Origin of the sequence: Rhizobium sp. Pop5 (genome assembly GCF_024721175.1) — a bacterium.
Taxonomy (GTDB): Bacteria; Pseudomonadota; Alphaproteobacteria; order Rhizobiales; family Rhizobiaceae; genus Rhizobium.
The window spans coordinates 787,007-813,138 of record NZ_CP099402.1 but is presented as its reverse complement, the minus strand read 5'-3'; the positions used below and the strand labels follow the sequence as shown (position 1 = coordinate 813,138).

28 protein-coding genes and 6 pseudogenes are annotated in these 26,132 nt (G+C 58.0%); 12 read left to right on the top strand and 22 right to left on the bottom strand.

The genetic code is table 11. From position 1 onward, the window contains the following. Window positions 1-3: 3 nt before the first annotated feature. From NE852_RS31875 to NE852_RS31855, 5 genes are all read right to left on the bottom strand, one after another. Window positions 4-1,098 carry a glycosyltransferase family 4 protein gene (locus NE852_RS31875; protein ID WP_192731983.1) on the bottom strand — a complete coding sequence of 365 codons (1,095 nt, stop codon included), beginning with the start codon at window positions 1,096-1,098 and terminating at the stop codon, window positions 4-6. Window positions 1,099-1,187: 89 nt separating this feature from the next. Then, a complete protein-coding gene (locus tag NE852_RS31870) occupies window positions 1,188-1,610 on the bottom strand; it encodes a hypothetical protein (protein ID WP_008532962.1) in 423 nt (140 codons plus the stop codon). Continuing rightward, window positions 1,585-1,884, bottom strand: coding sequence for a hypothetical protein (locus NE852_RS31865; RefSeq protein WP_008532963.1), 300 nt, complete (start codon window positions 1,882-1,884; stop codon window positions 1,585-1,587). The genes NE852_RS31870 and NE852_RS31865 overlap by 26 nt, the downstream gene beginning before the upstream one ends. A gap of 59 nt (window positions 1,885-1,943) precedes the next feature. Continuing rightward, on the bottom strand, window positions 1,944-3,572 hold the full coding sequence (gene groL, locus NE852_RS31860) for a chaperonin GroEL (protein WP_008532964.1): 1,629 nt from the start codon (window positions 3,570-3,572) through the stop codon (window positions 1,944-1,946). A 12-nt stretch (window positions 3,573-3,584) separates the two neighbouring features. Beyond that, window positions 3,585-3,941, bottom strand: coding sequence for a co-chaperone GroES (locus NE852_RS31855; protein WP_008532965.1), 357 nt, complete (start codon window positions 3,939-3,941; stop codon window positions 3,585-3,587). A 278-nt stretch (window positions 3,942-4,219) separates the two neighbouring features. Between NE852_RS31855 and NE852_RS31850 the strand changes: the two genes are divergently transcribed. The 5 genes from NE852_RS31850 to NE852_RS31830 all read left to right on the top strand — a co-directional run bounded on the left by NE852_RS31850 (window position 4,220) and on the right by NE852_RS31830 (window position 7,930). Further along, window positions 4,220-4,492, top strand: coding sequence for an usg protein (locus NE852_RS31850; RefSeq protein WP_008532967.1), 273 nt, complete (start codon window positions 4,220-4,222; stop codon window positions 4,490-4,492). An 89-nt stretch (window positions 4,493-4,581) separates the two neighbouring features. After that, window positions 4,582-4,872 (top strand): hypothetical protein, encoded by a 291-nt coding sequence (locus NE852_RS31845; protein ID WP_258157055.1) that lies wholly within the window; start codon window positions 4,582-4,584, stop codon window positions 4,870-4,872. 246 nt (window positions 4,873-5,118) lie between these two features. Continuing rightward, on the top strand, window positions 5,119-5,589 hold the full coding sequence (locus NE852_RS31840) for an Hsp20 family protein (protein ID WP_008532971.1): 471 nt from the start codon (window positions 5,119-5,121) through the stop codon (window positions 5,587-5,589). A gap of 77 nt (window positions 5,590-5,666) precedes the next feature. Then, the gene (locus NE852_RS31835; RefSeq protein WP_008532972.1) at window positions 5,667-5,966 is read left to right on the top strand and encodes a DUF982 domain-containing protein; all 300 of its coding nucleotides are present in this window, start codon (window positions 5,667-5,669) and stop codon (window positions 5,964-5,966) included. 410 nt (window positions 5,967-6,376) lie between these two features. Then, entirely contained in the window at window positions 6,377-7,930 is a 1,554-nt protein-coding gene (locus tag NE852_RS31830; RefSeq protein ID WP_258157053.1) for an ISL3 family transposase, read from the top strand. Window positions 7,931-8,142: 212 nt separating this feature from the next. On the opposite strand, the pseudogene NE852_RS31825 reads toward NE852_RS31830, so the two are convergent. From NE852_RS31825 to NE852_RS31815, 3 genes and pseudogenes are all read right to left on the bottom strand, one after another. Continuing rightward, window positions 8,143-8,297: pseudogene (locus NE852_RS31825) on the bottom strand (NIPSNAP family protein); the annotation flags it as partial. A 604-nt stretch (window positions 8,298-8,901) separates the two neighbouring features. Next, window positions 8,902-9,105 carry a CsbD family protein gene (locus tag NE852_RS31820; RefSeq protein WP_258157052.1) on the bottom strand — a complete coding sequence of 68 codons (204 nt, stop codon included), beginning with the start codon at window positions 9,103-9,105 and terminating at the stop codon, window positions 8,902-8,904. Further along, window positions 9,065-9,511 (bottom strand): hypothetical protein, encoded by a 447-nt coding sequence (locus NE852_RS31815; protein ID WP_258157050.1) that lies wholly within the window; start codon window positions 9,509-9,511, stop codon window positions 9,065-9,067. Before NE852_RS31815 ends, NE852_RS31820 begins: the two co-directional genes overlap by 41 nt. A 111-nt stretch (window positions 9,512-9,622) precedes the next feature. Between NE852_RS31815 and NE852_RS31810 the strand changes: the two genes are divergently transcribed. Further along, on the top strand, window positions 9,623-10,876 hold the full coding sequence (locus NE852_RS31810) for an ATP-binding protein (RefSeq protein ID WP_258157048.1): 1,254 nt from the start codon (window positions 9,623-9,625) through the stop codon (window positions 10,874-10,876). A 125-nt stretch (window positions 10,877-11,001) separates the two neighbouring features. Here NE852_RS31810 and NE852_RS31805 read toward each other — a convergent pair. After that, window positions 11,002-11,085, bottom strand: a pseudogene (locus tag NE852_RS31805) (DUF982 domain-containing protein); the annotation flags it as partial. A 302-nt stretch (window positions 11,086-11,387) separates the two neighbouring features. Here NE852_RS31805 and NE852_RS31800 point away from each other — a divergent pair. Then, window positions 11,388-11,549 (top strand): annotated as a pseudogene (locus tag NE852_RS31800) (IS3 family transposase); the annotation flags it as partial. Window positions 11,550-11,694: 145 nt separating this feature from the next. On the opposite strand, the gene NE852_RS31795 reads toward NE852_RS31800, so the two are convergent. The 4 genes from NE852_RS31795 to NE852_RS31780 all read right to left on the bottom strand — a co-directional run bounded on the left by NE852_RS31795 (window position 11,695) and on the right by NE852_RS31780 (window position 15,257). Continuing rightward, window positions 11,695-11,943, bottom strand: coding sequence for a hypothetical protein (locus NE852_RS31795; protein WP_037174338.1), 249 nt, complete (start codon window positions 11,941-11,943; stop codon window positions 11,695-11,697). A 1,032-nt stretch (window positions 11,944-12,975) separates the two neighbouring features. Beyond that, a complete protein-coding gene (locus NE852_RS31790; protein ID WP_008536701.1) occupies window positions 12,976-14,094 on the bottom strand; it encodes an IS110 family transposase in 1,119 nt (372 codons plus the stop codon). A 223-nt stretch (window positions 14,095-14,317) separates the two neighbouring features. After that, window positions 14,318-14,911 (bottom strand): general stress protein, encoded by a 594-nt coding sequence (locus NE852_RS31785; protein WP_008532988.1) that lies wholly within the window; start codon window positions 14,909-14,911, stop codon window positions 14,318-14,320. Between the two features lie 28 nt (window positions 14,912-14,939). Continuing rightward, window positions 14,940-15,257, bottom strand: coding sequence for a hypothetical protein (locus NE852_RS31780; protein ID WP_008532989.1), 318 nt, complete (start codon window positions 15,255-15,257; stop codon window positions 14,940-14,942). Between the two features lie 325 nt (window positions 15,258-15,582). Between NE852_RS31780 and NE852_RS31775 the strand changes: the two genes are divergently transcribed. Both NE852_RS31775 and NE852_RS31770 read left to right on the top strand, forming a co-directional pair. Further along, window positions 15,583-15,822: a hypothetical protein gene (locus NE852_RS31775; protein ID WP_037174348.1), complete on the top strand. Its 240-nt coding sequence runs from the start codon at window positions 15,583-15,585 to the stop codon at window positions 15,820-15,822. Between the two features lie 50 nt (window positions 15,823-15,872). Then, window positions 15,873-16,136 carry a hypothetical protein gene (locus NE852_RS31770; RefSeq protein WP_008532991.1) on the top strand — a complete coding sequence of 88 codons (264 nt, stop codon included), beginning with the start codon at window positions 15,873-15,875 and terminating at the stop codon, window positions 16,134-16,136. Between the two features lie 118 nt (window positions 16,137-16,254). Here the strand turns inward: NE852_RS31770 and NE852_RS32660 are convergent. Further along, a pseudogene (locus NE852_RS32660) lies at window positions 16,255-16,332 on the bottom strand (alcohol dehydrogenase); the annotation flags it as partial. A 181-nt stretch (window positions 16,333-16,513) separates the two neighbouring features. Then, window positions 16,514-16,774 carry a CrpP-related protein gene (locus tag NE852_RS31765; RefSeq protein ID WP_037174363.1) on the bottom strand — a complete coding sequence of 87 codons (261 nt, stop codon included), beginning with the start codon at window positions 16,772-16,774 and terminating at the stop codon, window positions 16,514-16,516. A gap of 241 nt (window positions 16,775-17,015) precedes the next feature. On the opposite strand from NE852_RS31765, the gene NE852_RS31760 reads away from it, so the two are divergent. After that, the gene (locus tag NE852_RS31760; protein WP_037174350.1) at window positions 17,016-17,765 is read left to right on the top strand and encodes a sulfite exporter TauE/SafE family protein; all 750 of its coding nucleotides are present in this window, start codon (window positions 17,016-17,018) and stop codon (window positions 17,763-17,765) included. A 377-nt stretch (window positions 17,766-18,142) separates the two neighbouring features. On the opposite strand, the gene NE852_RS31755 is transcribed toward NE852_RS31760, so the two are convergent. From NE852_RS31755 to NE852_RS31735, 5 genes are all read right to left on the bottom strand, one after another. Next, complete coding sequence (locus NE852_RS31755; protein ID WP_008532997.1) at window positions 18,143-19,159, bottom strand: PHB depolymerase family esterase; 1,017 nt, start codon at window positions 19,157-19,159, stop codon at window positions 18,143-18,145. Window positions 19,160-19,818: 659 nt separating this feature from the next. Next, complete coding sequence (locus NE852_RS31750) at window positions 19,819-20,130, bottom strand: PRC-barrel domain-containing protein (protein ID WP_008532998.1); 312 nt, start codon at window positions 20,128-20,130, stop codon at window positions 19,819-19,821. A 2-nt stretch (window positions 20,131-20,132) separates the two neighbouring features. Next, window positions 20,133-20,492, bottom strand: coding sequence for a hypothetical protein (locus tag NE852_RS31745; protein ID WP_008532999.1), 360 nt, complete (start codon window positions 20,490-20,492; stop codon window positions 20,133-20,135). 1 nt (window position 20,493) lies between these two features. Further along, the gene (locus tag NE852_RS31740; RefSeq protein WP_008533000.1) at window positions 20,494-21,711 is read right to left on the bottom strand and encodes an Nramp family divalent metal transporter; all 1,218 of its coding nucleotides are present in this window, start codon (window positions 21,709-21,711) and stop codon (window positions 20,494-20,496) included. Continuing rightward, on the bottom strand, window positions 21,708-21,983 hold the full coding sequence (locus NE852_RS31735) for a hypothetical protein (protein ID WP_245270719.1): 276 nt from the start codon (window positions 21,981-21,983) through the stop codon (window positions 21,708-21,710). The genes NE852_RS31740 and NE852_RS31735 overlap by 4 nt, the downstream gene beginning before the upstream one ends. A gap of 751 nt (window positions 21,984-22,734) precedes the next feature. On the opposite strand from NE852_RS31735, the gene NE852_RS31730 reads away from it, so the two are divergent. After that, the gene (locus NE852_RS31730) at window positions 22,735-24,003 is read left to right on the top strand and encodes an NRAMP family divalent metal transporter (RefSeq protein ID WP_008533002.1); all 1,269 of its coding nucleotides are present in this window, start codon (window positions 22,735-22,737) and stop codon (window positions 24,001-24,003) included. Between the two features lie 158 nt (window positions 24,004-24,161). Here the strand turns inward: NE852_RS31730 and NE852_RS31725 are convergent. Together NE852_RS31725 and NE852_RS31720 are read right to left on the bottom strand one after the other, a co-directional pair. After that, window positions 24,162-24,509, bottom strand: a pseudogene (locus NE852_RS31725) (DNA polymerase IV); the annotation flags it as partial. Window positions 24,510-24,580: 71 nt separating this feature from the next. Beyond that, window positions 24,581-24,853, bottom strand: a pseudogene (locus NE852_RS31720) (transposase); the annotation flags it as partial. A 70-nt stretch (window positions 24,854-24,923) separates the two neighbouring features. On the opposite strand from NE852_RS31720, the gene NE852_RS31715 reads away from it, so the two are divergent. Next, on the top strand, window positions 24,924-25,952 hold the full coding sequence (locus tag NE852_RS31715; protein ID WP_037175911.1) for an IS110 family transposase: 1,029 nt from the start codon (window positions 24,924-24,926) through the stop codon (window positions 25,950-25,952). Window positions 25,953-26,132 lie beyond the last annotated feature (180 nt).

Here is a 26,132-nt window from a genome sequence, read left to right as displayed (position 1 = left end):
GGATTATGCCACGACCTGCAGATCAAGGTCCTGCCCGTTGGCACGGCGCAGCGGGGCCGCCTTGGTGCGCACGCCAGGAAGATTGCGATAGATGTCCAGATAATCCCGTGCCATCCGCTCGGCGCTGAAACGCGCTTCGAATGTCGCGCGAACCTTCTTTCGATCCATCTTGAGCGCCCATTCGACGTTCTCGGCCGCGTCGGCCACGCTATCGACGAGGATCCCAGAGATACCGTTGTCGATGACCTCCGGCACGGAGCCGCATCCGAACGCGATGACGGGCGTGCCGCAGGCCATTGCTTCAATCATGACCAGCCCAAACGGCTCTGGCCAGTCGATCGGAAACAGCAACGCGCCGGCATTGCCGAGGAAGCCGGCCTTCTGATGCTCGTTGATCTCGCCGATGAATTCGACATTCGGATGGCTCCTGACCATCGGCTCGATCACCGTCTCCCAATAGGCCCTGTCGGCATGGTCGATCTTGGCGGCGATCTTCAGCGGCAAACCGACCTTCGCTGCGATCTCAATGGCGCGATCCGGTCGCTTTTCCGGCGATATCCGTCCGAGGAAAGCAAGATAGTTGTCCTTCGGTTTCTCTGTAAATGGCAACAGGTCGACCGGCAGGCCATGGTAGACCGTTCCCGACCAGTTGACCGGAGGCATGGGGCGGCGCTGGTCATTGGAGATCGACACCAGCGGGATATCGGGAAAAGCAGAGTAAAAGGGCTTGAGGTCCGGCAGGTCAAGACGGCCGTGCAGCGTTGTCACCGTGCGATCGGCAAACTCCCGGATCATCGGGAAATGCAACAGATCGATGTGGAAGTGCAGCACATCGAATTCATGCGCCCGCCGACGGATTTCCTCCAGCATCACGACCTGATGCGGCAGATGGTCTTTCACGGCCGGATTGAGGCGTAACGCGACGTCGGAGGAAGATACCAGGCGGGCACGGGTGACAGAATCGCCGCTGGCAAAGAGGGTGACATCGTGGCCTTGGGCTACGAGTTCTTCGGTAAGATAAGAAACGATGCGTTCGGTGCCGCCATAGAGCTTGGGCGGAACACGTTCGGCGAGTGGTGCGATCTGAGCGATCTTCATCGGCAAAACCTCCTCGATTGAGCAAAGAGTCGTCGGTAAAAACCAGGGCCGCGTCCTCAACGAGGCACGCGGCAAGTCAGATGGAAGCTCTAAATCTCAAGTGGCTGTCGGCGATGGCTTCCTTTCCGGTAGCTGCACAGGCCAAATGCGCCGAAACGGCGGGCTTGCGGTCTGCGATGACGGGTCTGGCGAATGTCGAAGGAACTGGACGAGCAGTGTCTTTCAAACCGCTGACCGTGCGCGTCGAGCGTTTTCAGCGCTTCGACTATCTCATCGTACGAGACAGCTTGATTCGTACCAGGATAAAGACGAAGGGCTGGAATGGACTCGACGGCGAAGATGTCGGACGCCCATGAGGCAAGGATGGCGCGCTTTTCCTCATGGCCAATATGATCGGCGGCAAGCACGTCACGCGGGTGACTGAAATGATTTCCCGGATGAAGCAGATGCGCGGCGCTTATCGCTGCCTCCGCGTCATAGCAGGTTTCACTTTTGTTGATGTCCTCTCTCATTTTTTGGCTCCATGGATGAATCGATGGTACCTGGGTTGATGTTCCGCAACGCGTGAAGCGCGCCGCCCTGCTCCTCATAAGCCACCGGCATGTCGGCGACTGCCATCGCTTCCGACAGAAGGCTGTCCCGGTCTCGCATGCCCCTGTTGAACAATCTGGCGACTCTGGCGGTCAGCCGGCCGATGGAGAATGGCTCGGCTATCCCTTTTGCTCGGGCAACCTCTCTGACGACGCCGGCGCAAAGGCGCGCGTCTTCTTTCGACGGCAAGTGCATGTTTCCTCCGCTGATGGCTCGCCCCACGGCGGCTGGGGCGAGCCTTGCCGATCGCCTTTTTAGAAATCCATTCCGGCGCCGGCGGGCATTGCCGGCGCGGCGTCCTTCTTGGGCTTTTCGGCGATCATCGCCTCGGTGGTCACAAGAAGGCCAGCAACAGAGGCCGCATCCTGAAGCGCGGTGCGAACCACCTTGGCGGGATCGATGACGCCCTGCGCGTAGAGATCACCGTATTCGCCGGTCTGGGCATTCCAGCCGAAGGAGAAGTCGGTCTTCTCGCGCAGCTTGCCGACGATCACGGAGCCCTCGGCGCCGGCGTTCTCGGCAATCTGGCGCACGGGGGCTTCGATGGCCCTGCGGACGATCTCAATGCCGACCTTCTGGTCCTGGTTGGCCGTGCTAAGATTGTCGAGAGCCTTCACCGCCCGCAGGAGTGCAACACCGCCACCGGGTAGGATGCCTTCCTCGACTGCTGCACGGGTCGCATGCAGGGCGTCGTCAACGCGGTCCTTCTTCTCCTTGACCTCGACTTCCGTGGATCCACCGACGCGGATGACGGCGACGCCGCCGGCAAGCTTGGCCAGCCGCTCCTGCAGCTTTTCGCGGTCATAGTCCGACGTGGTTTCCTCGATCTGCGCCCGGATCTGTGAAACGCGGCCGTCAATCTCGGACTTGGAGCCGACGCCGTCGATGATGGTGGTGTTCTCTTTCTCGATCGCCACCTTCTTGGCCCGGCCAAGCATGTTGAGCGTCACATTCTCGAGCTTGATGCCGAGATCTTCGGAGATGACGCTGCCGCCGGTCAGGATGGCGATATCTTCCAGCATCGCCTTGCGGCGATCACCGAATCCCGGCGCCTTGACAGCCGCAATCTTCAGGCCGCCCCGCAGCTTGTTGACGACGAGCGTTGCAAGCGCTTCACCCTCGACATCCTCAGCAATGATCAGCAGAGGCTTGCTCGACTGGACAACGGCCTCGAGGACCGGCAGCAAGGATTGAAGGTTCGACAGCTTCTTTTCGTGAATGAGGATATAGGGATCCTCGAACTCGACGCGCATCTTATCCTGGTTGGTGACGAAGTAGGGGCTGAGGTAGCCGCGGTCGAACTGCATTCCTTCGACAACCTCGAGCTCGGTCTCGGCGGTCTTGGCTTCCTCGACGGTGATGACACCCTCGTTGCCGACCTTCTCCATCGCCTCGGCTAGGTACTTGCCGATCTCCTCGTCGCCGTTGGCCGAGACTGTGCCGACCTGGGCGATCTCGGAATTGCTGGTGATCTTGCGGGCGTTGGTCTTCAGTTCCTTGACGACGGCGTCGACGGCAAGGTCGATGCCGCGCTTCAGGTCCATCGGGTTCATGCCAGAGGCGACCGCCTTGGCGCCTTCCTTGACGATGGCCTGGGCCAGAACGGTCGCCGTGGTGGTGCCGTCGCCGGCGAGATCATTGGTTTTGGAAGCAACCTCGCGCAGCATCTGGGCGCCCATGTTTTCGAACTTGTCTTCGAGTTCGATTTCCTTGGCGACGGACACGCCGTCCTTGGTGATGCGCGGAGCGCCGAAGGACTTGTCGATGACCACGTTGCGGCCCTTCGGGCCGAGCGTGACCTTTACGGCGTTGGCAAGGACATCGACCCCACGCAGCATGCGTTCACGGGCGTCGCTGTGGAATTTGACTTCTTTCGCAACCATTTCTTTAACTCCTCAATAGGCAGCTACTGACTGATGGTTTTCCGGATGCAGAGGCTCAGGCAGCTTTTTCTGCTCGGCCTCGGCTTCGATGATGCCCATGACATCGCTTTCCTTCATGATCAGCAGGTCCTCGCCGTTGATCTTGATTTCGGTGCCGGACCATTTGCCGAACAGGATGCGATGGCCAGCCTTGACGTCGAGCGCCTGCACCTGGCCGGCTTCGTTGCGTGCACCGGGACCGACGGCAACAACCTCGCCCTCGGAGGGCTTTTCCTTGGCTGTATCAGGGATGATGATGCCGCCTTTGGTCTTTTCTTCGGATTCGACCCGGCGGACGAGAATGCGGTCATGGAGCGGTCGGAACGACATGTTTTCCTCCGTTGAGCAAAAATGATGACGTTGAAAACCCTGGCCGGACCGGATGACCAGTCCGTGCGGGTGCAAACCTCACTCGAGCGTTTGCGGGCAAAAATTTATTTTCGCGATTTTTCGATTTCAAGAGGGTCGACAAGAAAAATTAGCACTCGACGGCGGTGGCTGCTAACATGCTGGAAAGGAACAAGAAACAGCGTCAAAGCGTTGAGGAAGCCATTGATGGCTGCACGATTTTGCGCCACCTTTGCAGTGTCATAAAACGGAGATGAAGCATGCATTTCTCATCGGATCTGGAGCGTCAGCTCAATGGCTATGGGTTGACCACCGCGCATATCCTCTATCGCATTCCAGACTTCGAATCGGTCCTGCAAACCTATGTCTGGCAGGACTACGATCTGGCACCCGATTTTCCCGAAATGCACCAGTTTCTCGACTTCTGGCGCGACAGCCTTGACGGGCCGCTGCACTCTGTCCGCTATACACACCAGCGCCTGATCGGACCGAACGAATGGCGTCGCGTCGAGGGCGAATTCAACTTTCAATGAACTCTTGAATTTGATTTTTCGTCTTCCTAGCTCATTGCCCGTCCTGGCGGATCTGCAGCCAGCGCAGAGTGTGTGAGAGTGGAAGCGGCATGGAAGAGAGCATCAATACCATTAAATGTGCCAACATCGCAGAACGAGAAGAAATTATCGTCGATTTCGCCCGATGGCTTGAAACAGCTTCGCAGGAGGCGCTGGTTTACGGCGAAGGGCGCTTTGCGATGCTGTCCGTCAGCATGGCGGAGGCAATGCGCGTCAATGCCGACGAACTTGCTCGCGAAGATCCTGAAAAGGCCGAACGTGTGCTCCAGCAAGCAAGCGCGATGATGGCGCAGTTCAAGTCCGCGTATCCTTATCGGGTCGTCAGTCGATCCGTCCACTAAAAGGGCTTCAAGGTACACTTGATCTGCGACCTATCCCAGGGACGGGATTTCGTGGTGAGGATTAGAGCCAAGCACGTCGGATTTAGACGCTCTTATTCGGTGCGAATTTTTTTGTAACAGATCTTGAATCCCGAAATCGGCTGAACCAAATTGATTTTCACCAGCCGCTGAAACAAGGGCTGGCCTTGCTGGGAGCGCGGCCTTTCGGCGCTTCCGTACCCATGTTGCTTCAAGGAGGATATGGCTATGGCAACATCTTACGACTATGCACCTCTCTTCCGCTCGAGCGTCGGCTTCGACCGGATCTTCAATCTCCTCGAAAACGCCCAACGTGCCCGCTCGATCAGCGACTGGCCGCCCTATGACATCGTCAAGACCGGCGATGACAGCTATCGGATCTCGGTAGCTGTAGCAGGTTTCGAGCAGAGCGATCTCGACATCACCTTCCAGTCCAATCTGCTCATCGTGACCGGCAAGAAGCAGGAAGCGACAACCGAAGGCTACCTGCATCGCGGCATCGCGGGCCGTCCGTTCGAGCACCGGTTCGAGCTTGCCGACCATGTGCGGGTGGATGGCGCGGACCTCAAGAACGGCCTGCTGTCGATCGATCTCGTCCGTGAGATCCCGGAAGCATTGAAGCCGCGAAAGATTTCGATCCAGAGCTCACCGGCGTTGACGTCTTCCCGCCCGACTCAGATCGACGCACAGGCTGCTTGAATTCCAAACGTAATCGTCAGGCGAGGGCGCCACTGCGGTGGCGCCCGACAACATTCCGGGTTGGGAAGGAGAGAACGATGAAACCCGATATGTTCACAAAACCCGTCACCATTCTTGTCGGCTTGGGCTTCCCTGCAGAAGTTCGCAGCGTGATGGACGCTTATCGACACCTTGCCGAATGGCCGACATCGTTCAGGGACACGGCGCACTCTGTTGCTATGAAAGCGTGTCAGGCCGCACTTCGCGGGGAAATCGAAGCCGAAACGGCGCGCGGCCTCTTCGCAGCATTTGCGGCGAAGCATGATCTGCTGGCTCCCGAAACCCCAGCGATTGCTGCCTCTCGCATGCGACGCGACCGCGATCCCCACGTGCACTGAGGTGCTGTTATGGAAAACGCCATTTTGCAGCAGGCGGTCGACCGTGCAGTCACCATGGGGCCTGTAGTATTGATGCCAGGCATGCAACTCGGGGCCAGAACAAGAGCAGTCCGAAATCGATGGGATGGAAGGCTCCCGCTCCCCCGGTGCTAGAATGGCATCGTGTGTGGAAGGCTCCCGCGTTGAGGGAAAATGGCTTCGTTATGCAGCGCATCTCGAGTGCAGTCGTGTGTCCGGCCTTTAATGCAGCCCTTCTTTCGACTGCTGGCCTTGAAGGGTTCCGCCAGAATCGTGCCCCCAATCGATTAGACGGACTTTGACGTGTCAATCGGCGTCGTAACGGGGGTCTGACTCATTCTCGATGATGTTTTGAGTTCAATTGGCCTGGTTTCCAATGGAGAATCAGCGCCATGCGAGCCAAATTTAGGCTTTCCGATCTGATCCCTGCCGAGTTAAGCGTTGAAGCAGTGCATCATTGTGCTGACGCGATCGTCATTGCCGCATATGGTCGGTCCCGAGATTGCAGATGTCCTGAATGCGGTGCCGCTTCCCGTCGCGTTCATAGTCGCTATCCCCGGATGATTGCCGATCTTCCGTGTGCGGGTCGAAGGATTGAATTGCACCTGACGGTCCGACGCTTGGTCTGTGGTGCCGAACAATGCCGCCGAAAGATTTTCGCTGAGCGCTTCGGTGATGACATAGTCCGACCCATGGCCCGCCGGACAGCACGTCTGGACTGCTTGGTTCGGCATCTTGCTCTTGCATTGGGTGGTCGCCCGGCAGCTCGGTTTGCCGATCGTCTCGGACTTCCGGTGAGCAATGATACGCTGCTGCGAACCGTCCGCCGATATGATCGCCCGCCGCCGGCGCCGCCGACCGTTATCGGCATCGATGACTGGGCATGGCGTCGCAATCATCGATACGGCACGATCATCTGTGATCTGGAACGGCGAAAGACGATCGCGTTGTTGCCCGACCGAGAACCCCCGACCGCCAGGGCTTGGCTGGTCGAGCAGCCGCAGATCGAAATCGTCGCACGAGACCGCGGCGGCGGCTATGCGCAGGCCGCGGCACAAGCCCTGCCACACGCCGAACAGGTCGCCGACCGCTGGCATCTGATGGAAAATGCCAGCCACGCCCTTCTTGACGCCGTTCGCAAGTCGATGCGGCAGGTCCGCATTGCAATCGGCACAGCAACTGTAAATCCAAAGCTTCTGACAGCCGCCGAGCGACTGCAATATGAGGGATATCTGCGGCGTGAAGAGGCAAACGCCGTCATCCGTAGTCTCGTCAGCGAAGGCGTATCCATTAAGGAGATCGTGCGCAGAACCGGGCACAGCCGAAAGCTGGTTCGCAGTGTCGTCCGTGGTCAGCGGACCGACATCTTTCGGGTCCGGCAAACTTCCCTGGAACCGCATCTGCCTTGGCTTGAAGCGCAATGGGACGCCGGATTGCGGAACGGCGCTGAACTTTGGCGGCAGCTTCGGTTGGCTGGCTTCGGCGGCGGTCTCCGTGTTGTCACCGAATGGGCAACGCGGCGAAGGCGAGCCGAAAAGGCCGAGAGCGGACTCGGACATACGCCGGCCGCACGCACTATCGTCCGCCTGATGACGCTTGAACGCAACTACTTGACCAAGGCTCAAACGATGACAGTCGCCGCCATCGAAGAGAGGCTACCGGATCTTGTCGAGGCAAGGGATGTCGTCGAGAGCTTCCACAAAATGCTGCGCAGTAAGTCTAAAGATGATCTGGAAGCTTGGATCGACCGTGCAGCAAGAAGCTTGGTCTCGTCATTCGCCAACGGTGTTATCCGCGACCGGACAGCGGTCCAGAACGCAATAACTTCGATGTGGTCGAACGGCCAGACTGAGGGCCAGATCACCAAGCTCAAACTCATCAAGCGACAGATGTACGGCCGCGGAAAGCTGGATCTACTCGAAGCCCGTATTGTCGGAGCGCCCTAATGTCATCGAGATTGCGTCAGACCCCTTATTCCATGCCTAATCACAGCCATTACGTCATGGCGATATTCGAATGTCGAGTGGGGGCTATCCGCTACAAAGGAGGGTGAGTCATGCGCCTTTCTGTTGACTTGCAGCGTCAGAATTCAAAATTCTTGGGTTCTGCGAGGCCAGCTGAAACGCTTCTCAGTCATTGTGAGCGGAGACGCCGTCCGTTATTCCGACGGTTTGGGGAAGCCGCGGTAGAAGCGTGTCGGCTTTCGGCAGCGAACTGACGGTGTTGGACACGATAGGCCCACCCGCCTCGCTCTTCGCCTTCGCCTCCTGCCACTCGGGATCGGCGATGAACTCGCGCCCATTTTTGCTCGCGCCAGACGGGCGGGAGGTGGCGTGAGCTGCGCGCGAAATCCACCTGAAATGCCGGTCGTCTACACAAGTGGCGACAGTGCCGGGCCTCAAAAGGCGTTACAGCCTCATACTTCAGAAGCAATTCGCCCTAGCGCAATTGCGGCGATCACAACTGCTCATCCAGAGCCCGATGGTGACTTTCGACCGAGGGGAAACCACAAGTGGTATGTGATTCCCGCTGGACCCCGACACGGGCGCGGTTAGCCCGAAATCCATTGGGATTCAGTGCTCGAACACCTCGACGGCACTCAAACCAGTCGCGCTGGCTCTGCGCGGCCAAGCAGCTCACAGGATCGTTACGCACCGTTGGCGATGCAGCATATATCGTGCTCAATAAGCTATGTCGTGATCCTCGCCACTGGTATGTCGGCTCGATTTCCAAATCTCTGCCAGGATCCTTGAAGTGAAAAAAGATCGATCGGAAGCCGTCACATCGGCGCGCTTTCTCTTGGCGGTCTAATGTTCAGCAATTGATGCGCAAGTGACATCCGCTTGCGCAGGTGGCCTAGTTCTTTCGAGATGAGGCACGCAGCGAAAGGACCGGCCGGGCCGGTCCTTCGATTTTCTTACCAGGTCTGACGGCCATACCATTCATCAATGTCGGATTTGGCGCGGTCCTTCGCGAGGCCATAGCGCTCCTGGATCATACCTTCGAGCTGATCTCGCTTTCCGGCGATTTCATCAAGGTCGTCGTCGGTAAGCTTACCCCACTGTTCCTTGACTTTGCCTTTAACCTGCTTCCAGTTGCCTTCGACGCGATTCCAATCCATGGCAGTTTCTCCTTTTCGGGTTACCAGGATCAATGCTCAGAGATGCGAATTGTTCAATTCTTAGCGGCGGTCCTTGGGCGGCGTCGCATCTTTCGGGTCGATTCCCGATGTACCCTTCGTCGTCTTTGGCTAACAGTAAGGCGACTTTCGCAGCGGGTATTTCGTTGATGGAATCCTCGGTGCGCGCCTCCAAATTGCTGCATCGGAAAGGCTTTGAGGAACTTGCCGAGATCAGCGCCGGATTGGAATCAGCTGGGACCGCAATTGCTTGGTAGCTGGCGACATCCTCGACCCGGACAAGCCCGCAGGCTTCGCCGGCCTCGTCATCGACGGCAAGCTGAAGCTTTTCAGACAAGCTTTTGCCAATTGCGTCGCTGAGTTTGCGGATGTACGAGATCTGCTTCATCAGAGAGAGGTTCCATAACTCTTATGCCACGCTTTTAGCTAGCCGTGGCACAAATTAAGATTAGCCGGACGCGTACTTTAAATTCGCCGAGAACTCGGTTAATGATAGCCGATGACAGACTCGCCGCCACCGAAAAAGCTGATTGAACGCAAAGCCCGACTGATCGTCGAAACTGCGCTGGCTGACACACGAGTCGTGCTCATCGCCGGCCCGCGGCAAGCCGGAAAGACCACCCTTGCGCGACAGGTCTCTGGCTCCGATCGTCCATTTATAACCCTCGACGATGTTGGTACGCTTAACGCAGCAAGGACCGATCCGATCGGCTTTATCCGAGGCATTAAACGGGCCGTGATTGACGAGGTGCAACGTGCGCCCGAACTGATACTGGCAATCAAGGAAAGCGTTGACCGCGATGACGAGCCCGGACGGTTCTTGCTCACGGGCTCAGCCAATCTGGCCACCGTTCCGGCGATTGCAGACTCGCTCGCCGGTCGTATGGCGGTTGTCCCGTTGCTGCCATTTGCCCAATCGGAGATCCGCTCCGCTCCGGGACGTCTCCTGGATCGGCTGTTCGCCGGCGAGGAGCCTTCCGCCGGGGAGGACACCGTCATTGGCGACGATCTGCTGTTGACGGTGCTCCAGGGCGGCTATCCAGAAGCTTTGCGTCGGCCGACCCCCCGCCGGCGGACTGCTTGGCTGGAAGATTATGTGAAATTGATCCTCGACCGCGACGTGCGTGATATCGCCAACATCGATCAGTTGGACCGGCTTCCGCGGCTGCTCGATGTTTTAGCGGAGCACGCCGGACAATTGGTCAACCATAGCAGTTTCGGTGCAGCGCTCGGGTTGTCGAGCATCACAGCACAGAAATACGTTGCTATCCTTGAGCGCCTCTTTCTCATCAGGACGCTTGTTCCGTGGTCCAACAACCGCTTGAACCGGCTCGTCAAAACGCCGAAGCTCCACTTTCTGGACTCGGGTTTGCTTGCCACTTTGCGCGAGGATGAAGCGAGCGCGTTACGCGACAACAAAACTCGTTTTGGCGCCCTGCTTGAAAGCTTCGTGGTGTCAGAACTGCTGAAGTTGGCATCCTGGTCAGGCCGGCGCTTATCGTTCTCGCACTACCGGACGAGAGACCAAGATGAAGTCGACGTCATTATCGAGGATCGTCGCGGCCGGGTCGTTGGGATAGAAGTAAAGGCGTCAGCAACGGTGAAGCCTGACGATTTTCGCGGGTTGCGCCAGTTGCAAGATGTTGTCGGCGATCGTTTCGTGCGAGGGCTCGTCTTACATGACCACGACCGAGTGACGCCATTTGGAGAAAAGCTCCAAGCCGCCCCGCTATCTCTTCTATGGACAATGTGAACCGCAAGCGAGCAGCGTCGCGCGACTTCGCTTCCTCGGCAGCACGAATGAAGGCGAGCTTTGCTTTCGCGCTGGTGAGCCTCCCCGAGACAGGCTCGCCGAGCAGCGGAAAAGGACTTTCCTCCTTTTGTGGGCCAAGAGGTCATGAGGCACGCCATGGCATCCCGTGTGCTGCCGACGCTCCGAAAATGATCGGAGTTTTCGATCATCAACTCTATTGGCTTTTCCCACAGATCATCACTCATGTTGTCACCTCAGGAGTGTTTGCCGCGGAAGAAACACGCAGCCTTCCCACCCGTTCCGGCCATCGGACCAAGGTCCCGGTGCGTCTGCGACTAAAGGCCCGGGAGGCGACTATGACCCTCGAAGCGAGGCCATTCACGGTCCGGACTGAGCGTATTGCCGAAGGCCTCGGTATCACGCCGCGAGAGCCGATCGCGTCATGCAGGCGCGCCGCGTCCTTGTCTTTGCCCGCGAGAGCCGCGCTGGCACTCGTTTAGATAAGGTTGCGGTCAGATGGTGCTCCGACGGCTTCGAGATCGGCTGCGACACCAAGGAGGAGGTCCGGGTGGCTTTGCCCACGACTACTGTGACCTTGAAGCAAACGCCCATGTCGCCACCACCGAGATCATCAAGAGCCATGCAGGGCCTCGTGATCACCGCCTTGGAGAACCTGCTAAACCATCCAATGGCTCACTTCGACCTCGAGCGATCGCATCACCGCGCGTCGCTGCGGTTTGGTGACAGTGCGCCCTCTGCCCCGGATCGGTTGAGAACCTCCCACGCTTCTGGAACGTGCCGGTTGGCCGATATCACTGTCAATGATGAGACGTGGATGTCGGCGCGTTGATCTGCAGCGAATGAGGGCTATCAAACTTCATAATCAGCAGCGTGACCAGCTCCTCGCGCGTCTTGTGGCCTTCATTATATAGGTCGACCGCCGCGCTGCAAAGCAGCTGCATTGATTGTTCCGTTGGCGCGGCGTGATTATGCCGGAACCAAGTCCGAACAGCATCCGAAAGCACGTTCACTTCTTCCATCGGGAGTGTGAGATTGAAGTCGGCCATATCATCCTCCGCGTTGCAACAGCTGGCTCGGATCGCGATAAGAAAATCGTAGTTCATCAACCTTGCCGGGCCAACCATCAGTGCGGTTTCGCACAATCGCCGGCGCGCTTCGCAAAGTCAGCGGCATTTCGCTCCAGCTCAAATCAAGCGAATTTCTCCTGGCGAGGTGGAAAGCGAGCGCGCAAGTCGTCTGTAGTTGGTGGAACATTGTCAGTGAAAGCGCCAAGCTACCGCTAAGTTGTGTGATACGGTGCAGCTTATCGACTTCGCGGACGCGGGCAGAGAACGAAGCCTTGCGCGAGAGCGCGGCAATTAACCGCATGATTGAGTGTTGGCCAGCCTTCGATGAAATCGATCTCCTATCTTCGGCGACGACCAAAGTTTCGAACGAGGCGGCCCCAAGGCGGATGGCCAGTCGCGGTTTGCCATTCCCGAATTAATGTAAAGATATCCCCGCCATCGCGGGGATTAATGGATGGGGGTGTTAGTGGCATTGCACATGGCGCCACAAATATTCTGCACGATAGTTGAGCTGTTGCAATAAGTAGTACTTATGCAATCTCTGTTTATTAAAGCACATTTGATTGTACGAATTCGCGCCAAAGGAGAAATAAAGTATTCAAAAGAGTATCGCCTATTTATTAATCGAGGCCGCTCAGCGATTATTTGTTTACCCCAAGCAAATCTTTCTCCTGTGCGCTGGGCGGCCACCTACTCTTATGTTCATTTGCAAGCTTTTTGGTCATGATTTTCCTTTCCGACTTTGACGACGGAGGGACCAGTGTGAAGCTGTTGAACAAAGGAGGAGACAGGGCGTTTTGACGACGGCTGGCATACTCTTATGCGCGGGTTGGATACCGCATTTCCGTTTGTTCGTCTGGGGCTACCTCGATCTAGGATCGGGCATGGACGGTGTCCGCCACATAGTAGGCGCGAGGATTCCCCACCGGAGCCCTGCCTCCATCTTTGTCCAACAGCAGATGACCTTTATGTTTCCACTAAAGCGTTGCTCTTCAAGCTGACCGATGAGGTCTAGCCTTTTGCCGTGGGTGCGACCTCCTGCCCGATCGCCCACAGGAATGCTGCCATTTCCCGAGCAATGGCAGTGACTGTGATGACCTTCGGCTTGCCTGCCGCCATCAGCTTGCGATACCGCGCGCAAAGCCTCACTTGGCCTTTCCAGGCAATCTCTCGAACTGTCCTCGGTAATCCCTCTAGCCGGGTCTGGATCTTCGGACTTACACGTGCGGGGAAGCGATACGTCCAGGCGCCTTCGATGAGGACCCGACGCACCCTTGCGTTGCCCGCCTTGGTGATCCCGCCCCGCTTGATCCGTGCGCCGGTTGAGCTCTCCGATGGCACGAGACCGAGATAGGCCATCAGCTGACGAGGATTGTCAAAGCGCCTGACATCGCCGATTTCGACGACAAAGGTAACCGCCGTCATGAATGCAACGCCGCGCATCGATTGGTAGGCGGCCACAACCGGGGCCATCGACCAGGATGCTGCAGTCTCCACCACCAACTCGGTCAGCCGGTCCAGGCGTACGCCGGCATCTTCGATGGCTTGGCAATATTCCGCCAACAGGATGTGGTGGGCGGGGTGATCGAAGGTCTGGCGTGCCAGCCATCTTGTATGGGCGCGCGTCCATGGGGTGCGACCGGTATAAATCCGGCCGTGGCGCAGGAGAAAAGACTGGAGTTGCTGGCGTGCCTGCTTCAACGCGCCGTTGGCAGCCTCGCGCGCCCGCACCAGGTCGCGGATCGCCTCATGAGCTTCATCCGGAACCCAGACCGCGGTCAACTCGCCCGCGCGGTGCAGGCGCGCCAGGCTGACGGCATCCCGGCGGTTGGTCTTCACCCGGTCGCCCACTCGCTTGGGCACCAGCGACGGCGCCACCACCACGCAGTCATGCCCCAGTTCGACAATCTGCCGGTAAAGACCGTAACCGGTCGGACCTGCCTCATAGCAGAAATGAAGCTTGGCTCCACGCTTGGAAAGCTTGTTGACCATCGATGCCACCGACGCCGGCTCCGAGGAGATGTCGCCGAAAAACCGCACCTCGCCGTTGCGCTCTCCATCCGCAACCGCCACTGAAATCTTCAGCTTCGACGTATCCAAGCCGATGAAAGTTACGCTATTCTCTTCCATGGTTCGCCCTCGCTTAAGCGTGGGGCTCGGCTCCGGCCTATCCAGAGCAATCCCCGAATTCAGCTTAGCGCGGGGGCGGGCCACCTTCACCCCACGAACATACGGTCTAGGCACTGTTTATCTACCATGACGTCGAGGGCTGGGGATCTTCAACGATGATCAACCAGTGAAGCATCTTGATCGGCCAGCGCGTGCCCCTAGTGGGGCGCGCGCCGGTGATCTTCTAGAGCCGATAGCGACTGCGCTCGCGCTCAATTTGCTCGGGGCCATAGGGATCGAGCGTGTCATCGAACCTGGTCCAACCTTCCTTCGTATAGGCGGCGCGACGTGCTGCGGGGTCGACCCAGTTGGAACGCTTGAGGATTGCTTCTGCTTCCGCAACACGGGCGTCCGGAACCTTGGCGGTAACGAGTGAACCGCCCCTGCGAACGCCTTCGGCATATACGTTCGCGTCCTCGTCAGAGACGCCGGAACTCGTCATCGCGCCGATGATGCCGCCCGTCGCACCGCCAGCGACCGCACCAGCGGCGGTGCCAGCGGCCGTTGCCGCCAGCCACCCGGCAGCGACGACCGGACCAACGCCCGGGATTGCCATCAGGCCTAGGCCCGTCAGAAGGCCGCCGGCGCCGCCGACGACTGCGCCAATGCCGGCACCTACGCCGGCGCCTTCGCCTGCATTCGAATCCTCACCGTGGCGATTGTCTGCATTGTTGGAAACGATGCTGATGTCATTGGAAGGGATGCCGGCGGCTTCAAGCGCGCTTACTGCAGAGCTTGCGTCGGTATAATCATCGAAAAGTCCAGTTACGGTTCTCATTGTCATTTCTCCTGAAGGAATTGTCGCGTCACTTGGCGACGATGTTGCCTTGATAGTCGAGAGCGATCACGACGGCCTTGCCGTCCTTCATGCCAGATGCCATCCAGATGCCCTTGTCATCCTTCTTGAGGTCTTTGACGTCGGTATAACCAGCCTTTTCGATGCGGTCCTTCGCTTGACCCTCGGTGAAGCTGTTGGCGCCTTCCACCGGGGCCGTTGGATTGTTTGATCCAGGCGTTGCGATGGCCGGCGTCTTGCCGTCGCTTGTCGTTGCGGGCGCCGTCTGGGCCATGGCTGACAATGCCGAAGCGCCCAGGAGCGCTGCAGCTAAAATGAACTTGTTCATGGGAATTTCCTCTCGTGCCGAACCTCTTTGATCCGTGATCACCAAACCCCATGCGACCCTATTCGTTCCACGTTCCAGAACTTAAAGCGCAACTGGGTATTCTGAGTGTTTTGCGTGATTTGCTGTCGAACTCGGCGGAGGCTGGCAAAAAATCGACTGTGCCGCCGACAAGACCGACTGCCGCCGACATGATGAGTGTTTAACGACAGTTCCCTGGCGGCTATTTCGGGAAGAGCAGGCGGCGCCAGCAGCGATCTCGCTCCGTGGGCCGAGGGAACTTCGTGCGAGGAGTGAAGTTTGAGCGGCATCAGCAAAGAGGCGCCGAATGTCCCCAAATCCGTTCATTAGAGAACCCGTCGGGGACTTTGCCTCTCGCTTGGAGGCGATGAACGACGACGAATTGTTCTCAACCATGAGCAACCTCGAAAGGGCCAGCGAAGCAGCCGAGGATGTAGAAGAGATCCTTGCTCGGATCGCATTGACCGAAACCGAGATCGAGCGTCGCTATCCCGGCGAACTGCTCGCGCCTTATCGCAATTGGAAGCAAAGACAACCAATGTTGTGACCGCTTTGGTCACGGATGTTTTAGATGACTATCGATGAACGGAGGTATCAATGACCAGTTCTGAGACAACGACGGACCACAAGACGATCCAGAAATGGGCGGAAAAGAGAGATGGTAAGCCGGCAGTTATCCGCACCGGCGGCAAAGGCGGTGTGCTGCGCATCGATTTCGGGGAAAAGGAAGAGGAGTTCGACGAGATTAGTTGGGACGAATTCTTCAAGATCTTCGACGAAAACAGGCTGGCTTTTCTCTACCAGGACAAGACCAAGGACGGGAAGGCCAGCCGATTCAACAAATTCGTGGAGCGCAACTAACGGTCGGATGGCGACGGACCAGATCAACCGCGTCGCCTGCGCAGCCGCTCTATTTGTTTCCGGAACCGGGCTCTGCCATTTTCGAATGCTGGTTGGCCAGAATGCTTGCCGACGTGACGAGCTGCGAATCCCAGCTGGCGGCGGCCTCGGCTTCGGTTCCGACGGTATCGATGCAAGCGTCGGCACCACGACCATCCCGCCAAGCCTGTCGGCAATGGCTGCTGCGGCAAGTCGAGCAGGCGAGGTGGGATGGCAGGAATTGGCCGGACAGTTAAAACGTCGGAACAGCCGACGAAGGAAGAAGGTTTTGAGTTCTGTCACGCGAGTTCCGATGCAAAAGGACTCATAATCGAGACGTGCTCTGTGTGAAGTGGATATCAGTTCAGGATTGAAAGCCGTCGTTTGGCCATCGAGATAAACGCCTTGAAGTGGGTTTCAATCCTGCCTTCGCGGCTAGCGTCCTCCACTTCCCAACCGAACTTCCACGCGTCGTGACGCGCAAGCCAATCCCCAAGAGCACTGGTATCGCCGGTAGGTATTCGGTGGGGTGCAAGATATGGGTTCTCGTAAGCCTTTAGCCCGAGCACCCGTGCCCTTGAGCCCGCTTCCTGTAAATCGATCAGCTCTTCAATTGTCATACGCGCCCCAACGATGTCGGGCGACGCTAACATCGTGGCTCGCGCATGCAAGTGATTGCTAAATTATGGGTTAATTTGGGACAGTCGTGAGGCGAGAGCGCGTGGTTTCCTGACGCGATGGCGAGGATTGCCGCGTCTCCGGCAGCGCTGTAAAGCATCAGCGCACTCAACCCGCCCGCAGTCGCGGCTTTCGACAAACGTGTCGGCGGAAATCAACTTTGCAGGCCGAGGCGCCATCAACATGTACGATATTATTCTTCTTTTGCTGGCTGGCTTGTTGGCAGGCAGCATGAATGCGTTGGCCGGTGGCGGGTCGTTCGTATCCCTGCCGGCGCTGATATCGGTCGGAGTGCCGTCGGTTGCCGCAAACGCGACGAGCACCTTGGCGTTGTTTCCAGGCGGTATGACGAGCTCGTGGGTCTACCGTGACGGGGTCAGGAGTGTGTGCGGCATCAATGTCATGGCCATTGCTATCGTGACAGTGGTGGGTGGTGTGGCCGGAAGCGTGTTATTGCTTCTCACCCCATCCAGGATTTTCGATGGGATCCTGCCATGGCTCTTGCTGGTGGCGACATTGATGCTGGCTGCAGGTCCGCGGCTCAGCGCAAAGCTCCAAACGCAGGCACGTCCGAATTTTCTGGCCTTCGCAACGGTTCAATTCTTTCTCGGTCTCTATGGCGGTTATTTTGGCGGCGCAGTGGGTCTCATGATGCTTGCGGCGTGGAGCGCGCTCGGGGGCGGGGAGATCAAGAGCCTGAATCCGACAAGAATGGTGATGGTAACTGCCGCAAACGCGGTCGCCGTCGTCGTCTTCGTACTGGCCGGCGCGATCGTATGGCAGGAGTGCATCCCGATGACGATTGGAGCCGTTATCGGCGGGTGGATCGGAGCGCATGTCGGACGTAGGCTGCCGGCATCGATCGTCCGGATGCTAACGCTTGCGGTCGCCGTTTTGACGACAGCGGTATTCTTTTCCCGAGCTTACCTTTGAACGGAGATCCGGCACCCTCGACAAATCTGAGGAACTTTAATCCAACCGACTGAAGCATTCGGGCTGGTCGTTGCGCGGTTCGGGGCGTCAAACGGACCGGCGTCGATCGACTTGGAACCGATTGCCTTTCGGCTGGAACAATCGGCTGGAAAGTGCGTTTGGCGCGCATGAAGCAGCCCTGTGGAAACGTCCCCCGCGTTGGCGAGGTTCTCCGACGGAACCACGACCAGGGGGTCTTCAAAACGCTCCCGGGCGTGGGCCATATGCCGCATCATGTTCGAGCCGAGGTATGCGTCGAACTGCTGAAGCAACTCATCGAAGGCACCGTGTCGACGATGGATAATGAGGGGACACTGGTGGCCTGAGAATGATCGTCTTCAGAAAACTTTCCCCAAGCCCCAAAGTCGCATCAGCTCAAGGGGTAGGGAGATGTCGGAGGGAATGACATAAGGATCGCTCGTTTCAGCCAGTGGTCCCTTGCGGACCGGAAGTCCGTGGCCAAGGTCCTGGACGGAGTATAGAGACACTGATTTTCCTTGAGGCGCCTTCCATGTCTGCAGCCTTCCCCACGCTTTCCGTTCCTCCTTACCGCCGTCTCTCGCGATGCGTAGCACCTCCAGCCATTGATCTACGCAGGCGTGTGCGTTCAACGGATTGACCGTCCGATCCTTGTCACCATGCCAGACGGTTATCCGAGGCCATGATGTGGTATCACCAGAAATCTCCGCGACCGGTCGTCCCCAGCCGCCGGCGGGTTCACGAGCACCCGACTTCATTGCACGCAGCGCCGACATCGCATCGCGAGATGATCCGAACGGCATGCCAGCAATCATGGCGGCGCCTGCAAACAACATCGGATAGTTCGCGACGAGGGCCGCCGTCATTGCACCGCCAGCCGATAGACCCGCGATGAAGATGCGCGATCGATCGATCCGGTGCCGTCGACAGGCCTCGTCGATCATCTGGCGGATGGAGAGCACCTCGCCCCGGTCGCGGGCGACAGCACTCGGTCTGAACCAACTGAAGCACCGATGACCGTTGTTAGCATTTCTCTGTTCCGGATAGAGAAGAACGAAGCCTCTGTCGCTCGCCAGCTTCGAGAAGCTAGACGCAGAATCCAAGCTCTCCGGAGTTTGCCGGCAACCGTGGAGCACGACGACCAAAGCCGGGTTCTTCGGCAGCCGCCGGGACGGAACGAAGGTTTTCATCAACAATCGGCCAGGATTGCTGCCGAACGTGCTGATCTCGGCAAGCTGCGGTCTCTCCGCTACCGGGCGCGTCTTGGAGCGCTTTGGCCTTCTTGCCTTCGGATTGATGACCTTCTCGACGAGCTTGGCAAGTCGTTTCTGGGACTTGAAAGCCCGGGACAGTGCTCTCGCCAGGCCTAACTTCATCGTATGAACCTGATGACGTTATCCCGGCTGGCTTGGAACCGAGAAGCTGCAGGCCGCATGAACAGGGTGAGACATACGTCGAGGCCGCACTCGGCAAACTCATCATCATCGAACAGCATGCGCCACGCCCCGCGGGTAACCCGTTAATCTTCAAATCCAATGGACTTCACTTCTCATTCGTCTGTCGCCCGCCGCACTCTCGGATATCGTGACAACTCGACGTATAGCTCCCCCCGATGACGGCATGGAAACGCGCACATCTGCGGACGGTTCCAGATTTCAGGGTTCGGCTTCGGAGTCCAGCCAGTCCGCGAGCATCATCCTACGTGGATAGTTTCGTCAGGACGCAGATATCTGAACTCGGTCGCTCCTTCGCTCGCCCTGATAATATCTAAGCGTTCGAAGTCTTTTCGCCGCGCGCAGGACAGGGCAATCTCGAGATTGCGGTTGCTATTTCATCGCGGGATGCCCAGCACTTTTAGTTGGCGCGTCTGCTCCAACGGTTTGCCAGGACTGGGGTAAGGCGAGATTTCGCACCGGACTTGCGGAGATTCTTGGACGGGATACAGCGGGTCGATACCGGTCTCGCCCTGAGAGGGGACAAGCGGAGATCGGGGCTACAATCGCCGGCGAGGCGTGCGGCGTCGGAAGAGGTGGCTTTAATCGAGCGTCTGCAGGGTGCTCCCCCGGCAAGTCACTTGCAAGTGCTCGAGATCACGCATGTCAAGCTTGTCCCATGGAACCGCCTTTTTACTGCCGGATCTTGCCGCTCCTATCGCGGTCAACACTGCGCGACCAATGGCAAGGGCGGAAAGCCTCTCGAAAAGACTATAGGCGCCGAGGTGATATTCGACGACGTAGAGATCTGCGCCGCGTGCTTCCGCCCTGATCTCTTCCACCCGGCCAACGGCCTTGCCGTCAACGTCGAAGACCTGTTTGCCCAACAGCAGTTCGAGCCGAACCTCGTTCATGATCATCCTCCCGGGATCCACTTGATCACGTGCCGCCTTAGCCAATCCTGACACCGCTCCAATGGCGTCTCGCGACGATCCACGCTCACTTCGATGTTAATCCCAACGTCTTTCACTTTTGCCCAGGGCACACGGAAAACCTTGGCCGTATCATCCGTGACAGCCCCTCGGTAAAGCCAGAGCAGGAAGCGATGCGGCCGGCGGCCCAGCCGTCGCGATAGCGTTAAACTCCCCATTTCGATGAACGCGACTTTAGGAGCGTCGCCGGCAGAAAGACTGAGGACAACGCCATCTGCCTTGCCGATACGATTTTGCTCCTTGTCGACCATTTGCTTGTCAAGGACGTCGCGGACCAAAAGCATATCATCCTCCGAAGATTTGCAGGGGAAGGGTTATGAGGGCGACGATGAACGACAGGCCGATAATGATCAGGACGGCGGTATTGCTGATCCATCCATTCCGGTGCTTTCCAACGAAATTGCGATCGTTCATTAAAAACAAAAAGGGAACCACGCCGAAGGGCAAGGCTAACGCCGTGATCGCCATTGAAAAAATCGTCAACTGAAGGGGATCGACGCCAAATGCGATCGGCAGAAACGCGATGCCGATGAAGCCTGTATAGACAAGCGCGAAGGCCGGATCGGTTCTGGGCTTGGCATCTTCCGACCAATTCCAACCGAAACCCTGGGCAACCAGGTACGCTTGGCCAAGGCTTGCTTCGAGCGCTGCGCCGAAGCAGGTGATTCCAAGCGATGCCGCGAAAAGGTAAAAGCCCCATTTGCCGAACGCTGGGGTCAATAATGGCGCAATCTGGTCATATCCTTCGATGTCGGTGATGCCTCGCGGCGGAAAGACAACCGCCGCCACAATCAGGATTGAGGCGGCGATGACGGCGCCAAAACTCATCCCCACCGTAGAGATCACGCGATTGGCGCCAAGGAAGCTCTTATCCCACTTTTCCTCGATCGCGCCTGACGAGTAAAACAAGAACAGAAACGGGGCTATGACGGCTCCGAGAATGCTGACGGCAATGAAACCATAGTGCAGCGGCTCTTTGTCCGGCAGCATCGGCACCAGCCCTTTTGCCACCTCCAGCCAAGGAGGTTCCATGACAAACACGCCCACCACGAAACACACCGCCACCAGGCCCATGATGGCTACGCCATCCTCGATCATGCCGAACGTGCCCTTCCAGAGCAGAAGCCATACGATGAAGGCGACTGGCAAGGCCCACCACTGAAAACCGACACCGCTGACGAATTGCAATGCCAGAGTAATACCGCCGATCTCAGACGCGAGGACGAGCAAATTGACGATCGAAATGATCAATAAAGTGAACAGGAAGTAATTCGCTCCGAAGCGTTCCCTCATCCCATCCGCGACGGTGTGCTGGCTCGCAATGGCAAACCGCCCCGACATTTCAATCAGGAAGATGAGACAGACAGTGCCGATGACAATGGGCCAGAGCAGGCTGAATCCATAGGCTGCTCCAGCCTGACTGGACGTTGCGATCTGGCCGGTTTCGATAAATCCCCCGACGCTGGTGACGATCCCCAGCGAAATCTGAAGCATCTTTTTCATCCGGCTGCACCGGAGGTCATACGCTGCTCGGCCTCGTATCGGTGAAGCTCGACAAGATGCTGATGCGCCTGTTCAAAACGGCCAAGACCGATCTCGTCGTGAGCCGCGGCGATCAATCCATTGAGCCTGACGACAGCCGTTCTCGCTTTATCATATCTGGAGGTCTGCGGCAGCTGCGATGAAAGTTCCGACATCTCCTTATCGCATCGCTGCACGGCAAGATCGGTGAAGCGTTCTGGAACACGTCCGCCAAGGCGGGCATCGAGGATCATCTCGGCGCTGGCGCTCCACAGGAGGATTTCCTGCATTCGCTTTTGAGACTTCTCGTCCTCGTTCGAACAGGAAACGAGTGACAGCAGCAGAAGCGCAGATAAGGCTGTTTTCGAAGGCCGTTTCGCCCTTCCTGAAATGATCCGAACGTGGCATTGGCCTGCATGTGCGCGCGGCACCGAGACGTCGTGAGATGTCGATGCTTGTCCGTCAGGGGTAGAGGAGGTGCGGGCCGGAAAACTCTGGGTCAAAATGCGCTCCCTGCGAAGAACGCGCCGAAATGACGGTTTGGGTACCAATCAACCGTTTACCACCAACTTAGTTCCGCCTTCATGCGAAGGCACATGGCGGTCACCCTCGGCGCAGAGCAGCCGTGTCTAACGCCACGGGCATCATTCAAACCGGCAAATTTGACCTTGAGCGCCATCCTGTTCGCGCCAATCCAAAAACCCCAAAGCTTTTCGATCAGCGGCTGAAGCCCTGGCTATTGGCGAAGGAAAGGGTGCCCATCTAGAATCTCTCAAGCAGAGCCTGCCACCGGCTCGGAACGGTCGAGGATGCCATGGTCTTTGATCAAATCTTGGATGAACGAAGCCGTCCTAATCTCGACGACGGCTCCCGTCTCGTCTGATTTAGGATGTCGCCATGCCCAGACTTTTTGCGTAAGCACTCCTCTGAGTTGGAATGGATGGCCAGCGGAACTCGTAGCGCTTTCGCGCATTATCGCGGCACCAAAACCCTCTGGGCGGACCGATGGACGCGCCGACACCTCTTCGTGCGAAGACCCCGAACTTACTCAAGGCCCTAGGGCCTGGTCTCGTCACCGGAGCCGCTGACGACGATCCGAGCGGCATCGCGACCTACAGTCGGGTTGGCGCCCAGTTCGGCTACACTCTCGGCTGGACCATGCTGTTCAGTTATCCTCTGATGACGGCCGTGCAAGGATTGAGCGCGGGCATCGGGGCGGTATCGGGCAAGGGGCTCGCCAAGAACCTGAAGTTCTATTACCACCCATGGCTCGCTTACGCCGCGATGGCGCTTCTGTTTGCCGCCAATTTCATCAACATCGGTGCCGATCTCGCCGCCATGGGAGCCGCGGTCCGTCTCCTCGTCGGTGGTCCAGAAGTCGCCTACGCGCTGTTGTTCGGCATACTTTGCGCCACCATCCAGGTTATCGTGCCTTATCCGGCTTACGTCTCCGTCCTGAAGTGGCTGACATTGTCGCTCTTTGCTTATGTCGCAGTCGTCCTCGTGGCAGGTGTAGCGTGGGGCGAGGCGCTCAGAGCGATTTTGATGCCGACCGTTGCGTTCTCCGGTGACCACTTTACCGCGATCGTCGCGATACTCGGCACCACGATAAGCCCTTACCTCTTCTTCTGGCAGGCTGGAGAAGAGGTTGAGGAGCTGAGACGTAGGAAGCTCGCGCGCCTCCGGCGAAACCCAGACGAGGCAGCGCCTGAACTCGGCCGAATACGCATGGACACGCTCGTCGGTATGGGCTTCTCCAACGTCGTGGCGCTCTGTATCGTCGTTGCGGCGGCCGCCACTCTTCATGTGAACGGCATTGAGAAGATTGAAACGTCCGCCCAGGCAGCCGAAGCCCTCAAGCCGGTGGCTGGCGAATTCGCTTTCGCGGTATTCGCTGTGGGTATGATCGGGACGGGGCTGCTCGCAGTTCCCGTTCTCGCCGGCTCTGCCGCCTATGCCGTCGCCGAAAGCTTTGGATGGCCCGAGGGCCTAGACAAGAAGCTTAGGGAAGCCAAGGCCTTTTATGCCACAATTGTGGTTGCGACGGTCGCAAGTGTCGCGGTTATCATGCTAGGGTTTGACCCTATGCGGGCCCTGTACTGGAGCGCGGTCGTGAACGGGGTGCTCGCCACGCCGATTATCATTCTGATGGTTATGATGGCGCGCAACCCCGCCATCATGGGCGGGCTGAAAGCGCCGCGCTGGATGATCTTTATCTGCGGCTTCACCGCGATTGTGATGGGCCTGAGCACCATCGGCATGTTCGTGTCCTGACCAGCGGCCGGATATATGATCGATCGTTGAATTTGTGGGGCTGCGAGACGAGGCATTCCTGCGGCATAGGTTTTTGGACCTGAGCGGAACAGCGCCAGACTTGTCACTGAAGAGGAAATCCTGCAGCGCTGCCGGCCGGGACAGCCGATGCTGGCGGTCTAAAGCGCCAACCGCAACTGCGGCTCCGTCCGGACGCTGCGCCTCTCTAGCGAAGATAGCGAGACGCCGAGCAGGCGAATGCCCTTTCGAGGCGGAAAGATCGGCGCTAGCAACAGGCTGACGATGTTCTCCAGATCGGTGATCGCTGCCAGAAATGCGGGAACCGTCTTGCTGCGGGTGATCTGGTTGAAGTCGGCATATTTGACCTTGAGCGTCACGGTCTTGGCGCCGATGCCATTGGCCTCGCAATAGCCCCACACCTTTTCGATCAGCGGCTGAAGCCCTTCACTTGCGGGCTCATAGGCATGAAGGTCTTGTGGAAAGGTATCCTCGGCGCCGACGCTTCGGCATCTGGACGTGCGCGCCGAAACAAAAAGAGAACTTAGCAGGCTTCCGAGCGTGACCTTGCCCCCAAGTTTTATCCAGTTTTGAGTTCGCTCCGGCGGTTTTGGGTTGCCGTATTTGGGGCGGTAGCGGCGGGTTGCGGTGCGGAGCCATTCCGGCTGCGCAGCACCGCATCACGTCGCGGGTTGATTGTCTGAGCGAACTCGGCAGGTGTCATCCAGCCGAGTCCAGAGTGTGGTCGATGATCGTTGTAATCGCTGCGCCAGTTTGAAAGCGCTGATCGAGCATGGGGCAGTGACGAGAAGAGAGTTTCGTTCAGGAACTCGTCGCGCAGCCGCCCATTGATGGGGAAGACGGCCCCGCTCCGAACCGGTTGGTCGTATGATGATGCGCCAACTCAAACAGGAGCCACTGATATGATCGCCAGCACGATAGGCCTTGATCTGGCCAAACATAACTTTCACGTCCATGCGGTGGATGCCGACGGTTCAGTGATCAAAACCGCGGCGCTCCGGCGAAGCGAGATGATCAAGTTCTTTCAGCGTGCAAGGCCATGCGTTGTTGGTGTCGAAGCTTGTGCCACGGCGCACTACTGGGCTCGGGAGCTGATGAAGCTCGGTCACGAGGTTAGGTTGATACCGCCTTCGTATGTGAAGCCGTTTGTACGGCGCGGCGCGAAGAATGACGCCGCGGACGCTGCAGCCATCTGTGAGGCTGTTCGGCGACCCGATATGCGCTTCGTTCCGGTAAAGTCTGAGGCTAACCAGAGCTTCCTGATGCTACATCGAGCTAGAGGTCTGCTGGTACGGCAACGGACCATGACGGTATGTGCGATCCGCGCTCATCTCGCCGAATTCGGAATCATCTTCGGCCAAGGTCGACAACGCATCGAGACCATAATGCCGATGATAGAGGAAGTTGCGGCCTCGTTGCCAGAACATGCTCGGTATGCGTTGACCAGCTTGATCGGATCTGTTGGCGAGTTGAACAAGCAGATCGACGGGATTGAGACGAAGCTAGCGGAAATCGGTCGTTCAGATCCGGTCTCAAATCTGCTTTCGTCGATCCCAGGGGTCGGCCCAATCACGTCTACGGCCATCGCCGCCACCATTCCGGACGCTAGGATGTTCCGCTCCGGTCGAGAGTTTGCAGCTTGGCTGGGCCTGACGCCGCGTCAAAACTCCAGTGGCGGCACCACTCGATTGGGAGGGATTACGAAACAAGGAGATGCCTACCTGCGTCATCTGCTCGTAATCGGCGCCAGGAATATAGTTCGGTATCCGAAAGCTCGAGCGAAGGTCGGGGGAGCTTGGATCGAAGCTTTACTACAACGACGACGTCCTATGATCGTGGCCGTCGCCGTGGCTAACAAACTTGCTCGGATCATCTGGGCGATGATGACAAGTGGAGAGATGTTCAGGGAGGCACGCGTCAAGACAGCATAGACAGGAAACCTCAGCGAACCGGCGTAAGGTGCAGAAGCAACAGATGGTCATCCAGCGGAGCTGGGGATCGAGCAAACCCGGAGAGCTTTAGGCGCCGCATTCAAGCGCGACCCGTTGATGAGGCCTCGATCCGCGTACTCCATCAGGGCCAGCGACCATGGTCTCGGTCGCAGACAAAGG